This is a genomic window from Bradyrhizobium sp. USDA 336 (assembly GCF_044908355.1).
GTDB classification, from domain to species: Bacteria; Pseudomonadota; Alphaproteobacteria; order Rhizobiales; family Xanthobacteraceae; genus Bradyrhizobium; species Bradyrhizobium yuanmingense.
Map to the genome: position 1 here is coordinate 2,556,241 of NZ_JBIYDC010000002.1, position 12,904 is coordinate 2,569,144.

The window sequence follows — 12,904 nt, forward strand, 5'->3', positions numbered from 1 at the left end:
ATGTCGCTCGCCCACGATGCCCCAGTTGCCCTAGGCCGCGCCACCAAGGCGCAGCCCCCCGCCCGGACATGGCCGGAGATCAACAACCCCGCTGCCTGGGCCGTCGCGGCCATTCTCCTGATCATGCCGCTGATCGCGAGCAGCTTTTTTCTGATCGAGATCTTCGCGACCACGCTGATCCTCGGCACCGTGGCGCTGAGCCTGATGTTTCTTGCCGGCTATGGCGGCATGGTCAGCCTGATGCAGCTCACCATCGCGGGCTTCTCAGCCTACATGGTCGCGGTGTTCGGCGTCAGCGGCAACCCCAATATCAGCCTGGGCTGGCCGTGGTGGCTCGCGGTGCCGATGGCGCTGGCGCTGGCGACCGCCTTCGGCACGCTCGGCGGAGCGCTCGCGGTGCGCACCGAAGGCATCTACACCATCATGATCACGCTCGCGATCGGAGCGGCCTTCTACTATTTCACCAACCAGAACTGGGCGATCTTCAACGGTCATACCGGCATCAACACGGTGGCTACGCCACACTTCTGGGGCGTGAACTGGCGCGCCGACATTCCCTTCTATTACATCGTGCTCGCGGTCGCCGCGCTCTGCTATTTCGCGGTCGAATACCTCTCGCGCGCGCCGTTCGGCCTGGCGCTCCAGGGTGTGCGCGACAATCCGCGGCGGATGGCGGCGCTCGGCTTCAACGTCAATGCGCACCGCGTCGCGGCCTATGCCTTCGCGTCTTTCGTCGCGGCGCTGGCCGGCGTGCTCCAGGTCTGGAACTATCGCCAGATCTCGCCGGGTTCGGTCAGCGTCGGCGCGTGCATCGACGTGCTGATCATCGCCGTCGTCGGCGGCATCACCCGCCCGATCGGGCCCTTCATCGGCGCGCTGATCTTCGTGCTGCTGCGCACCTTCGCGCTCGACTTCCTGGTCCGACTCGGACTCGACGGCAACCGCTTCCGCCTGCTGATCGGGCTCGGCTTCCTCGCCATCGTGTTCTGGTCCTCGGACGGCGTCATCGGCCTGTGGCAGCGCTGGCGTCAGCATCAACGGCGCGAGGCGAGCCGCTCCGGTGGAGGGCGCGGCCATGGATAGCGTCGCCCAACGCCTCTCCGCCGTCGGTGCCGGCGCAGCGCTCGAGCTGCGCGGCGTGACGCGGCTGTTCGGCGCGCTCGCCGCGTTGACCGACGTCACCATCACCGTGCGGCCGGGCGAGCGGCGCGCCGTGCTCGGCTCGAACGGTGCCGGCAAGACCACGCTGTTCAACTGCATCACGGGCGACTTCCCGCCCTCCTCCGGCACCATCCGCTTCTTCGGCGAGGACGTGACGCATTTCCCGCCCTATGAGCGCATCCGCCGCGGGCTGCGCCGCACCTACCAGATTTCGGCGCTGTTCCCCGGCCTCACTGTGCAGGACAACGTCTATCTCGCCTGCCGCGGCGTCTCGCGCGGGCGCTTCTCGTTCCTGCGTCCGGGGCAGAACGATGCGCTGATGCATGCGGCTGACAACCTGGTGCAGGCCGTGCATCTCTCCGCCGTGAAGGACCAGCGCGTGGCCGAGCTCGCCCACGGCCAGCAGCGCCAGCTCGAGATCGCGCTGGCGCTCGCGGGCGCCCCGCGCTTCGTGCTGTTCGACGAGCCGGCCGCGGGCCTGTCGCCCACGGAGCGAGCCGAGCTGATCGAGATCCTGACCTCCCTGCCGGCCCATATCGGCTACATCATCATCGAGCACGACATGGACGTTGCGCTGCGCGTCGTCGAGAGCGTTACGATGATGCACAACGGCCGCGTCTTCAAGGAAGGCCTGCCGGAGGAGATCCAGTCCGACCCCGAGGTGCAGGAGCTCTATCTCGGGGGCGGCCATGAATGAGGTCCGCCGCAGCAATCCGGCGCTCGAGGTTCGCGGCCTCGACGTCTACTACGGCCACTCGCATGCGCTGCAAGGCGTTGATCTCACATTGGACAGCGGCGTGTTCTCCGTCGTCGGCCGCAACGGCATGGGCAAGACCACGCTGTGCAAGGCGATCATGGGACTGGTCGGCGTGAGCGGCGGCTCGATTCGCGTCCGCGGCGAGGATGTCACGCGGCGGCCGCCGGCCCAGATCGCCCGGCTCGGCGTCGGCTACGTGCCGCAGGGACGCCGTCTCTGGCGCTCGCTCAGCGTCGACGAGCATCTGCAGCTCGCCGGCGGCCTGCGTTCGGGCGCCTGGACCGTCGAGCGGATCTACGACACATTCCCGCGCCTCGCCGAGCGCAAGGGCCACGGCGGCGGCCAGCTCTCCGGCGGCGAGCAGCAGATGCTGGCGATCTCGCGCGCGCTGCTCACCAACCCGCATTTGCTCATCATGGACGAGCCGACCGAAGGCCTCGCGCCCGTCATCGTCGCGCAGGTCGAGGAGATGCTGCTGCGGCTGGGCGAAGACGGCGACATGTCCGTGCTCGTGATCGAGCAGAACATCGGCGTCGCCACCGCGATCTCGCGCAACGTCGCGATCATGGTCAACGGCCGCATCAACCGCATCATCGACTCCGCGCGCCTTGCCGCGGACCGCGAGCTCCAGCAGCGCCTGCTCGGCGTCGGGCTTCATGCGGAGCTCGAACCGGATCTCGACGTCGCCGAGCCGGGTGCCGAGGCGAAACCGGCGCCGGCCCCACGGCGCGACGGGCCGGTCCGCATCTACATCTCCAACCCGACGCTGCCGACGCGATGGTCGCAACCGGTGCCGATCGCCCGCATCGAGGCCGCCGCGCGGACGCTCTCGACGCAAGTCGCGCAGCTCGACGAGACCGCGCGGCGCAAGCGCGAACCGGTGGCGACGCAGGCTTCGGGCCCGCCAGTGGTGCTGGTCGTCGGCACGCTCGATACCAAGGGCCAGGAGCTGCGCTACATCCGCGACATCATCGCCGAAAGCGGCCTGCGGACGCGGCTGGTCGACGTCTCGACCAGCGGCAAGCATTCATCCTGCGATGTCTCCGCGCAGGAGATCGCCCTAAACCACGGCCGCGGCGGCTCCGCCGTGTTCGGCACCGACCGCGGTGCCGCCGTGACAGCAATGGCGGATGCATTTGCGAATTGGCTGCGGCGCCAGGGCAATGTCGCCGGCGTGATCTCGGCGGGCGGCTCGGGCGCGGCCTCGCTGGTCGCCCCGGGCATGCGCGCCCTACCCGTCGGGGTGCCCAAGCTGATCATCTCCTCCGTCGCATCAGGCGATGTCGGGCCCTATGTCGGCCCGGCCGACATCACGATGATGTACTCGGTCACCGACGTGCAGGGGCTGAACTCGATCTCGCGCGCAGTGCTCGCCAACGGGGCCAATGCGCTCGCCGGCATGGTCAAGGCGCGGCTCGACGCGCGTGCCGCAACGGCGCGCGAGGCAGGCCTGCCCGCGGTCGGCATCACCATGTTCGGCGTCACCACGCCGGCCGTGCAGAAGATCGCCGCCGACCTGCGGGACGATTTCGAATGCCTGGTCTTTCATGCCACCGGCGTCGGCGGACGCTCGATGGAGAAACTCGTGGAGTCCGGCCAGCTCGCCGGCGTGATCGACCTCACCACGACTGAGATCTGCGACCTCTTGATGGGCGGCGTGTTCCCGGCGACCGAAGACCGCTTTGGCGCGATCATCCGCAGCCGCCTGCCCTATGTCGGCTCGGTCGGCGCACTCGACATGGTCAATTTCGGCGCGCCCGACACAATTCCCGAGCGCTATCGCGGCCGCAAATTCCACGTCCACAATCCACAGGTGACGTTGATGCGGACGACGGTGGAAGAGAACGAGCGGATGGGCCGCTGGATCGGCGAGCGGCTCAACCAGATGGACGGCCCGGTGCGTTTCTTCATGCCCGAGGGCGGCGTCTCCGCGCTCGACGCGCGAGGCCAGCCGTTCTGGGATCCGGATGCCGATGCCGCGCTGTTCCGCACGCTGGAGCGCACCGTGCGGCAGACCGGCAACCGCCAGCTCATTCGCATCCCTAAGAACATCAACGATCCCGATTTCGCCGCCGCCACCGTCAGCGCGTTCCGAACCCTGTTCGGGCGCACCGGGGTGCGGCGGAGACTCGCGAGGTGACCGATGGCCAGGTTTGAACGCGCGGCGCTGCTGAAAAGGTTTCGCGACATGGCAAAGCGCGGCGAGCCGATCGTCGGCGGCGGGGCCGGCACCGGGCTCTCAGCCAAATGTGAGGAAGCCGGCGGCGTCGACCTCATCGTCATCTACAATTCCGGCCGCTACCGCATGGCCGGGCGCGGTTCGCTGGCGGGCCTGATGGCGTATGGCGATGCCAACGCCATCGTGCTGGAAATGGCGAACGAGGTGCTCCCCGTGGTCGGCCAGACCCCGGTGCTTGCGGGCGTCAATGGCACCGATCCCTTCCGCGACATGGACGTCTTTCTCGACCAGCTGAAGGCGCTCGGATTTGCCGGTGTCCAGAATTTTCCGACCGTCGGCCTGATCGACGGCACCTTCCGCGCCAATCTCGAAGAGACCGGCATGTCCTATGCGCTCGAGATCGACATGATCGCCAAGGCGCACGACAAGGACATGCTGACGACGCCCTACGTGTTCAGCGAAAAGGAAGCCGCGGCGATGGCGATCGCCGGCGCCGACATCATCGTCTGCCACATGGGCCTGACGACCGGCGGCACGATCGGTGCGCAGACCGCGCCGAAGCTCAAGGACTGCCCGGCGCAGATCGACACCTGGGCGACCGCCGCGCTCAGCGTCAATCCGGACATCCTGGTGCTGGCGCATGGCGGGCCGATCGCCGATCCCGCCGACGCGGACTTTATCATGAAGAATACCCGTCATTGCCACGGCTTCTACGGGGCGTCCTCGATGGAGCGGCTGCCGGTGGAGCGGGCGCTGACGGAACAAGTGCGGCAATTCAAGGCGATCGGCGCGCGATAGCGCCTGATTGGTTCGAGGGAGGGAAAGATGTCAGGGATGCTGGTCGGTGAATTGATCCTCTGGCTGATCGTCGCGATCATCGTGATCGTGGTTGGCGTCTATATCGTGAACTGGCTCTACCACCGCTCCTCCAAGGAGACCTCGTTCGTCCGCACCGGCTTCCTCGGCGAACGCGTGGTGATCAATGGCGGCGCCTTCGTGCTGCCGTTCATCCACGACTACACGCCTGTCAACATGAACGTCTTGCCGATGGGCATCGTGCGCTCGAAGCAGGATGCCGTGATCACCCGCGACCGCATGCGCGTCGACATCGAGGCCGACTTCTACGTCCGCGTGCAGCCGACTCGGGAGGCCGTCTCGATTGCCGCGGCGACACTCGGCCGCCGCACCCTGGAACCCGGGCAGCTCCACGCACTGCTGGCCGGCAAGTTCATCTCCGCGATCCGCTCGGTCGCCTCCGAGATGACCATGGAGGAAATGCACGAGCGTCGCGGCGACTACGTCGCGCGGGTCAAGACCGAAGCGGCGGAAGCTCTCGCCCAGAACGGCCTCGAGCTGGAATCGGTCGCGATCACCGATCTTGACCAGACAGACCTCGAGTTCTTCAACCCTTCGAACCGTTTCGACGCCGAAGGCCTGACCCGCTTGATGGAGGACATCGAGGCCAGGCGGAAGCTGCGCAACGACATCGAGCAGGATTCGATGATCAAGATCCGCTCCCGCAACCTCGAGGCCGAACGGCAGGCGCTGGAGATCGAGCGCGAGAGCGAGACCGCGCGCCTCGAGCAGGAACGTGACATCGAGATGCGCCGTGCGCTTCAGCGCACCGAAGTCGCGCGCGAGCGGGCCCTGCGCGAGACCGAGGCCGAGCAGGCGCAGATTTCCGCCCGCGAGGCCATCGAGCGCGCCCGCATCGCCAATGAGCAGGCGATTGCAGAGGCCCGCATCGCCTCCGAGCGCGAGACCCGCCAGAAGGAGATCGAGCGGACCCGCACCATCGAGGAGAAGGAGCTGCTGGCGCGCGAGGAGATCGAGAAGACCCGGATCGCCAACCAGCGCTCGATCGACACCACCCGCATCGCGTCCGAACGCGAAGTGCGCCAGCGCGAGATCGAGCGGATGCGCACGGTCGAGGAAGCCGAGATCGCCGCCCGCGAGGCCATCGAAAAGGCCCGCATCCAGCAGGACCGCGTCGTCACCGATGCCCGCATCGCCAATGAAGAGGAGACACGCCGCCGCGAGATCGAGCGGACGCGCGCGGTCGACGAGGCCGAGATTGCCGCACGCGAGGCCACCGAAAAGGCCCGCATCGCCCAGACGTTGATCGTCAATGTCGAACGCATCTCCTCCGATGAGCGGACCCGCGCACTGGAGATCCAGCAGGTGCGAACCATCCAGGAGGCCGAAATCGAGGCCCAGCGCGCGGTCGAGGCCGCCCGCATTGCGCGGGAGCGGACGCTCGCTGCCGAGCGCATCGCCGCCGAGCAGAGCACGCGGCAGCTGGAGATCGAGCGCAACCAGGCGCTCGACGTCGCCGGCATCGCCGCGCGCGAGACCACGGAAGCTTCGCGCATCGCCCAGGAAGAGCGCGTGCGCTCGCTGGAGATCGCCCGCAACCGCGCCGTCGAGGAAGCCGACATCGCCTCGCGCGAGGCGATCGAGGCCGCCCGCATCGCCCAGGAGAAGGCGGTTGCGGCCGAGCGCATCCAGGCCGAGCGTGAAACGCGCGCGCTGGAGATCGAGCGGACCGGGATCCTGGATGCCGCCGAGCTGAAGCGGCGCGACGCCATCGAGCGGCAGCGCATCACGGTCGACCTGGCGCTCGAGGCCGAGCGCATCAATGCCTCCAAAAAGCGCGAGGTGCTCAATATCGAGCAGAAGAAGGCGATCGAGATCGCGGACGAGGACCGCGTCATCGCGCTGTCGACCAAAAAGTCCGAGCGGATCGACGCCGACCGCCAGGTCCGGCAGGCCGAGATCGTCGCTCGCAAGGAGGTCGAGACCACCGACGTCTCGCGCGAGCAAGCCCTGGAAGCCGCTCGCATCGAGCGTCGTCGTGCCATCGAGCAGCTCGAGGTCGCCCGCGTGCAGTCCCTGCAGGAAGCCGAGATCGCCTCCCGTGAGGAAGTCGAGCGCGCCCGCATCGCGTCCGATCGCGGCCTCGACGAGGCCCGCATCGGCCGCGAGCGCGAGCTGCGCAAGCTCGAGGTCAACCGCGAGAAGGACGTCGAGACGGTGCTGATGGAGAAGGCCATCGCCATCCATCAGAAATCGCTGGAGGAGTCGGCCGCGCGCGCAGCCGCCGAGGAGGCGCGGATCCGGGCGACCGAAGCCACCGAACGCGTCATCACCGCCCGCGAGAGCGAGATCGCCAAGCGGCGCAAGACCGTCGAGGTCCTGCTGGCGGAGAAGCAGGCGGAGGAGACCCGCATCGCCGCCGAGGCCGAGCGTGTGCGCGCCGCAGTCGAGGCGGAGGCGCAGCGCATGCTGAACGAGGCCGAGAACGTGCTGACCGACCAGGCGCGCTACTCGCTGTTCCGCAGAAAACTGCTCGACCGCATCGAGGGCATCGTGCGCGAGAGCGTCAAGCCGATGGAGAAGATCGAGGGCATCCGCATCCTCCAGGTCGACGGCCTCAACGGCAACGGTCACGGCAACGGCAATGGCGGCCGCAGCGCCACCGACGAGGTGATCGACTCGGCGCTGCGCTATCGCGTCCAGGCGCCGCTGATCGACTCGATCCTGTCCGACATCGGCGTCGAGGGCGGCAGCCTCGCCAAGATGCCGGGGCTGATCCGCGAGGCCCGCGACATGCAGGGCATCAAGGAGGCCGCGCGCAAGAGCGGCGGAGGTGGTGGCGGCGGCGACAAGCCGGCGGCCGCTCCGCCTGCGAGCGAGGGTGGCGAGCCTTCCGAGCGCGGCCCGCGGAAGAAGAGCTGAGGTCTTAAGCGATGGCCCGCGTCTACGTCTCCACCGTCGTCAACGCCCGCAACGACCGCGTCTGGGCGCGGGTGCGCGATTTCAATGGCCTGCCGAACTGGCACCCGGCCATCGCCGAAAGCCGGATCGAGGGCGGCGAGCCCGCCGACAAGATCGGCTGCGTCAGGGATTTCCGCCTCCGCAACGGCGACCGCATCCGCGAGAAGCTGCTCGGCCTCTCCGACTACGACATGTTCTGCACCTACTCGATCCTGGAATCGCCGATGGGCGTCGAGAACTACGTCGCCACCCTGCGCCTGACGCCCGTCACCGACGGCGACCAGACGTTCATGGAATGGACCGCCGAATTCGACTGCGCGCGGGAACGCGAGACCGAGCTCGTCAACAACATCGGCGGCGGCGTGTTTCAGGGCGGCTTCGACGCCCTGAAACGCGTGTTCGGAGGCTGACGTGATCCGACCTGTTTCGATCAAGGCACACTGCGCCCCCTCTCCCCGCTTGCGGGGAGAGGGTTGGGGTGAGGGGGAGCCTCTCCGGGGACGGAGGCAGTTGGACTCGCGGAGACTCCCCCTCACCCGGCGCTTCGCCAGCGCCGAAGCCTTGCTTCGGCGTCCTTCAAAACGGCCGCCGCAGGCGGCCTATGCCTCTCCCCGCAAGCGGGGCGAGGTGAAGAGAACAACAGAGGGCTAGCCGTGCCGCATATCGTCAAAAGCACGATCCTGGACGCACCGACCGAGGCGGTGTGGGACGTGCTGCGCGATTTCAACGGGCACGACCGCTGGCATCCGGCGGTTGCGACCTCCGCGATCGAACGCGCGCAATCCGCCGACAAGATCGGCTGCGTCAGGCGGTTCAAGCTGAAGGACGGCTCGGAGCTGCGAGAACAATTGCTGGCGCTGTCCGACCTCGAGCAGACCTTCAGCTATTGCCTGCTCGATACGCCGGTCCCGATGTTCAATTACGTCGCCCATGTCCGCTTGCTGCCGGTCACCGACGGCGACCGCACCTTCTGGCACTGGGAATCGCGGTTCACGACGAAGCCGGAGGACAAGGACCGCATCACCCACATGGTCGCCGAAGACATCTATCAGGCCGGATTCGAAGCGATCCGCCGCCATCTGAAGGAGGCCGCCTAAGCCATGGCCGTGACGGTAAAGACCTTTACGAATGCGAGCGAGGCGGCTGGCGCGCTGTCGTCGGACCGTAGCGCGCGCTATCTCGGCGGCGGCACGCTGGTGATGCGGGCGCTGAACGAAGGCGACGTCTCGATCTCGACGATCGTCCGGGCGCAGGACCAGGCGCTGACCCGGATCGATGCCTCAGGTCCACGCATCACGCTGGGCGCCGGAATCACCTTCGCGCGCGTGCTCGCCGAGCGCGACCTCGCCTTCCTGCATGCCCCTGCCCGCTCGATCGGCGGTCCCGCCGTGCGCAACATGGGTACGGTTGGCGGCAATCTGTTCGCGCCGAACCCTTACGGCGATTTCACCGTGGCGCTGCTGGCGCTGGATGCCACTGTCGCCGTGCAAGGCGGCTTCGGCTCGCGCGATATTCCGATCGAGGAGTTTCTGCAGGGGCGCGAGCGCCAGGCCGGAACTTTGGTGCTGTCGGTGTCCTGCACGCGGCCGGCAAGCAGCGAGGCGTTTCGTTATCGCAAGATCGCGCGCATCAAGCCGAAGGGCGGCTCGGTGATTACACTTGCCGCGCATCTGCCGGTCAGCGGCGGACAGATCGCGGGTGCGCGGATTGCGCTGGGCTCGATGGCGCCGACCCAGATCCGCGCTCGCGCCGCCGAGCGCGCGCTGGAGGGCCGCTCGTTGGATGCTGCGACCATCGCAGCTGCTGCTTCGGCGGCTACAGAAGGAACAACGCCCTCAGACAACGCGCTCGGCAGCGCCTGGTACCGCCGCGAGATCGTCGGCGTGCATTTGCGGCGCCTGCTGTCGGGACAGGAATAGCTCGCCATGACAAAGATCCCCCTGCAGTTTCGCCACAACGGCCGCGACGTCGCGATCTTCGTCGACGGCGGCACCAATCTGCTCGTCGCGCTGCGCGAGCTGATCGGCGACATGACGCCGAAATTCGGCTGCGGCCAGGGTGGCTGCGGCACATGCAGCGTGCTGATCGATGGCGAGCTTCACCTCTCCTGCCTGACGCTCGCCGAGACCGTCGCGGGCCGCTCGGTCGAGACGCTCGACGGCATGAAGCAAGGCCCGAACCTGCATCCGCTGCAGCGCGCCTTTGCCGACAATTTCGCCGCCCAGTGCGGCTATTGCACGCCGGGCATGCTGATGGCTGCAAAGGCGCTGCTCGACCGCAATCCGACCCCGAGCCGGGCCGACGTCATCGAGGCGATCTCCGGCAACATCTGCCGCTGCACCGGCTACGAGCCCATCATCAATGCCATCCTCGCCGCCGCGGGCGGCCGGGCCAGCGCCTGAGGTCAGACCATGCTGGAACTGCGCAAGGACATCTTCGCCGACGAGCGTGATGATAATTTGAAGGAAATCGGCAAGGGCACGCAGCGGCAGGACATGCTCGGCCACATCACGGGCACGTCCAGCTATTTCAACGACCACAAGCTGCAGGGCATGCTGCACCTGAAGGTCGTTCGGTCGACCCAGGCCCATGCAAGGCTGCGCCGCATCGATACCACCGAGGCCGAGCGCTCGGCAGGCGTGCGCCGGATCATCCGCGGCGCGGACGTGCCACGCAACCTCAGCACGCTGCTCAGCCTGATCAACTTCGGCAAGGACGACGAGCCGTCGCTGGCGGTTGACAAGGTCCGCTACAAGGGCGAGCCGATCCTCGCTATCGTCGCCGACAGCGAGCGCGAGGCGTTCGAGGCGATCGCAAAGGTCAGGATCGACTACGAGCCGCTGCCGACCGTGTTCGACGTCGAGGATGCGCTGAAGCCGGGTGCGCCTGTCGTCAACGAGACCTATCCGAAGAACGCCTTCATCTATCATGACGTCTACGACCACCAGCGCCTGCGCTTCGGCGACGCTGATGCCGCGCTCGCAACCGCCGACCACGTGCTCGAACAGCGCTACCAGATGTCGCCGATCGAGCACGCGCCGACCGAAACCAACGGCGCCATCGCCGCGCCCGACACGAACGGCCGCTACGTCGTCTACACCTCGACCCAGGCGCTGTTCTTCTCGGTCGACACCTGCGCCAAGATCCTCGACGTGCCCTCCAACACCTTCCACTTCATCGGCGGCACCGTCGGCGGCGGCTTTGGCGGCAAGGTCGACACCTTGACCGAGCCGCTCGCGATCCTCGGCGCCATGTTGACAGGGCGCCCCGTCCGCTACGTGTTCGGCCGCGAGGAGGAGATGCAATACGGCCCGCCGCGCGGCGCCGAACGCATCTACATCAAGGACGGCGTGATGCGCGACGGCCGCATCGTCGCGCGCAAGATCCGCGCCTATTTCGACAGCGGCGCCTATACGCGGCTGTCGAGCTATGCCGCCGTGAAATGCGCCGCGCACCTGCCGGGCCCCTACACCATCCCGAACGTCTATGGCGATGTCTATTGCGTCTTCACCAACCGCACGCCGGCGACCGCGATGCGCGGCTTCGGCGTCACCGCGATGGACTTCGCCATCGAATGCCAGATGGACAAGCTCGCAAACCTCGTCGGCATGGACCCGATGGAGTTCCGGATTCTGAACGCCTATCGCGACGGCGACATGAAGGCGCATCGGCGCGAGGCCAAGAACACGGCACTGATCGAGTGCGTCCAGGTTGCGGCGGAAAAGGCCAAATGGCCGATCCGCGACGAGTTCAGGCGAGCCTCCTCGCGCAAGGACGGCGGCGGCAGCCGCGCCGTGATCCCGCCAACACCGACGGATTCCCGGGCGCGGCCGGCCGCGCCTGCGCAGCAGCGCACGAGTTATGACCGCGCGCCGATGACCGCGACGCGGGAGCCGCCGCGCGAGCCACCGCCGCCGGCGCCACCTCCTCCCCCGCCCCGCCCGGCTGCACCTTCGCACGGCGCGACCCGTTTCTCCTCCGTCTTCGGCACCAGGAGGCGCTAGATGACCCGGCATCGCGGACGCGGCATGGCGTCGATCAATTATCCCATCGGCATGAATCTCGGCGGCGATCCGAGCCAGGCGCTGGTGCATTCCAACCCGAGCGGCAAGTTCACCGTGGCGCTGTCGTCGATCGACCTCGGCCAGGGCATGAAGTCGGTGACGCGGCAGATCTGCGCGGAGACGCTGGGGGTGCCCGTCGAGGACGTCTATGTCGACACGGCGGACTCCGACACCGGCCCGCATTGCATGGGCTCGTTCGCTTCGCGCGGCACCCATCGCGTCGGCAACGCCGTGATGGCCGCCGCCCGCGAGGCGCGCGGCGTGATGATGGAGGCGGCGGCCGAGGAACTCGAAGTCAACGCCGCCGATCTCGAGACCGACGGCCGTGGCAACATCCACGTCAAAGGCGCGCCGCACCGTTCGATCTCGACCAAGGACGTCGCCATCGCCGCGCAGTTCAAACAGGGCAAGACCATCTCGGGCCGCGGCATCTTCCTGGTGCCGCTCTCCAACGTCGACCCTGAAACGGGCGAGATGTCGCCCGCGACCTGCTATGCCCATGCCTGCCTCGTCGCCGAGGTCGAGGTGGACGACGAGACCGGCGAGGTCGCGATGGTACGGATGGACTCGGCTTACGAGCTCGGCCGTGCGCTCAATCCGCGCCTGGTCGAGCAGCAACTGGTCGGCGGCGCCTGGATGGGCGTCAGCCATGCACTCTACGAGACGCCTGAGCCATACTATCCCGATCCCGTCCACGGGCCGCGCGACTTCGTCGAATATTTGATGCCCGGTCCCGGCGACATCTGCCCGCACGACATTGCCGTGCTGGAGCGTCCCGCCCCTGACGGTCCGTTCGGGGGAAAAGGCCCTGGCGAAATGTGCGCCAACCCGGTGCTGCCCGCAGTGGCGAATGCGATCTTCAACGCGGTCGGCGTTCGCATCGACGACCTGCCGATCACGCCGGAAAAGGTGCTGCGGGCGATCAAGGCGCAGGGCGGCGCGCGGCCGCAGGCGCGGCGCTAAAGG

General features: G+C 67.6%; 11 protein-coding genes. All 11 read left to right on the top strand.

The annotated features are described in order from the left end of the window. The 11 genes from ABIA45_RS12940 (at position 1) to ABIA45_RS12990 (ending at position 12,901) form a co-directional block, all read left to right on the top strand. Positions 1 to 1,083 carry a branched-chain amino acid ABC transporter permease gene (locus ABIA45_RS12940; RefSeq protein ID WP_271540777.1) on the top strand — a complete coding sequence of 361 codons (1,083 nt, stop codon included), beginning with the start codon at positions 1 to 3 and terminating at the stop codon, positions 1,081 to 1,083. After that, entirely contained in the window at positions 1,076 to 1,858 is a 783-nt protein-coding gene (locus tag ABIA45_RS12945) for an ABC transporter ATP-binding protein (protein WP_036023786.1), read from the top strand. Before ABIA45_RS12940 ends, ABIA45_RS12945 begins: the two co-directional genes overlap by 8 nt. After that, positions 1,851 to 4,058, top strand: coding sequence for an ABC transporter permease (locus tag ABIA45_RS12950; RefSeq protein WP_271540778.1), 2,208 nt, complete (start codon positions 1,851 to 1,853; stop codon positions 4,056 to 4,058). Before ABIA45_RS12945 ends, ABIA45_RS12950 begins: the two co-directional genes overlap by 8 nt. Positions 4,059 to 4,061: 3 nt before the next feature. After that, positions 4,062 to 4,895: a phosphoenolpyruvate hydrolase family protein gene (locus ABIA45_RS12955; protein WP_271540779.1), complete on the top strand. Its 834-nt coding sequence runs from the start codon at positions 4,062 to 4,064 to the stop codon at positions 4,893 to 4,895. A 27-nt stretch (positions 4,896 to 4,922) separates the two neighbouring features. Further along, positions 4,923 to 7,835 carry a flotillin family protein gene (locus ABIA45_RS12960; RefSeq protein ID WP_271540780.1) on the top strand — a complete coding sequence of 971 codons (2,913 nt, stop codon included), beginning with the start codon at positions 4,923 to 4,925 and terminating at the stop codon, positions 7,833 to 7,835. Positions 7,836 to 7,846: 11 nt separating this feature from the next. Continuing rightward, positions 7,847 to 8,284 carry an SRPBCC family protein gene (locus tag ABIA45_RS12965; RefSeq protein WP_404652284.1) on the top strand — a complete coding sequence of 146 codons (438 nt, stop codon included), beginning with the start codon at positions 7,847 to 7,849 and terminating at the stop codon, positions 8,282 to 8,284. Positions 8,285 to 8,527: 243 nt separating this feature from the next. Next, positions 8,528 to 8,971 (top strand): SRPBCC family protein, encoded by a 444-nt coding sequence (locus tag ABIA45_RS12970; RefSeq protein ID WP_275509376.1) that lies wholly within the window; start codon positions 8,528 to 8,530, stop codon positions 8,969 to 8,971. A 3-nt stretch (positions 8,972 to 8,974) separates the two neighbouring features. Continuing rightward, positions 8,975 to 9,793 carry an FAD binding domain-containing protein gene (locus ABIA45_RS12975; protein WP_404652286.1) on the top strand — a complete coding sequence of 273 codons (819 nt, stop codon included), beginning with the start codon at positions 8,975 to 8,977 and terminating at the stop codon, positions 9,791 to 9,793. 6 nt (positions 9,794 to 9,799) lie between these two features. Next, the gene (locus tag ABIA45_RS12980; RefSeq protein WP_225155774.1) at positions 9,800 to 10,276 is read left to right on the top strand and encodes a (2Fe-2S)-binding protein; all 477 of its coding nucleotides are present in this window, start codon (positions 9,800 to 9,802) and stop codon (positions 10,274 to 10,276) included. 9 nt (positions 10,277 to 10,285) lie between these two features. Continuing rightward, the gene (locus tag ABIA45_RS12985) at positions 10,286 to 11,878 is read left to right on the top strand and encodes a xanthine dehydrogenase family protein molybdopterin-binding subunit (RefSeq protein ID WP_404652288.1); all 1,593 of its coding nucleotides are present in this window, start codon (positions 10,286 to 10,288) and stop codon (positions 11,876 to 11,878) included. Continuing rightward, positions 11,879 to 12,901 (top strand): xanthine dehydrogenase family protein molybdopterin-binding subunit, encoded by a 1,023-nt coding sequence (locus ABIA45_RS12990; protein ID WP_036013333.1) that lies wholly within the window; start codon positions 11,879 to 11,881, stop codon positions 12,899 to 12,901. The last annotated feature ends 3 nt before the right edge of the window (positions 12,902 to 12,904 follow it).

What these genes read in the sequence shown, in the direction of transcription:
- ABIA45_RS12940 (WP_271540777.1), top strand. Translation starts at nt 1, where the DNA reads ATGTCGCTCGCCCACGATGCCCCAGTTGCCCTAGGCCGCGCCACCAAG.
- ABIA45_RS12945 (WP_036023786.1), top strand. Translation starts at nt 1,076, where the DNA reads ATGGATAGCGTCGCCCAACGCCTCTCCGCCGTCGGTGCCGGCGCAGCG.
- ABIA45_RS12950 (WP_271540778.1), top strand. Translation starts at nt 1,851, where the DNA reads ATGAATGAGGTCCGCCGCAGCAATCCGGCGCTCGAGGTTCGCGGCCTC.
- ABIA45_RS12955 (WP_271540779.1), top strand. Translation starts at nt 4,062, where the DNA reads ATGGCCAGGTTTGAACGCGCGGCGCTGCTGAAAAGGTTTCGCGACATG.
- ABIA45_RS12960 (WP_271540780.1), top strand. Translation starts at nt 4,923, where the DNA reads ATGTCAGGGATGCTGGTCGGTGAATTGATCCTCTGGCTGATCGTCGCG.
- ABIA45_RS12965 (WP_404652284.1), top strand. Translation starts at nt 7,847, where the DNA reads ATGGCCCGCGTCTACGTCTCCACCGTCGTCAACGCCCGCAACGACCGC.
- ABIA45_RS12975 (WP_404652286.1), top strand. Translation starts at nt 8,975, where the DNA reads ATGGCCGTGACGGTAAAGACCTTTACGAATGCGAGCGAGGCGGCTGGC.
- ABIA45_RS12980 (WP_225155774.1), top strand. Translation starts at nt 9,800, where the DNA reads ATGACAAAGATCCCCCTGCAGTTTCGCCACAACGGCCGCGACGTCGCG.
- ABIA45_RS12985 (WP_404652288.1), top strand. Translation starts at nt 10,286, where the DNA reads ATGCTGGAACTGCGCAAGGACATCTTCGCCGACGAGCGTGATGATAAT.
- ABIA45_RS12990 (WP_036013333.1), top strand. Translation starts at nt 11,879, where the DNA reads ATGACCCGGCATCGCGGACGCGGCATGGCGTCGATCAATTATCCCATC.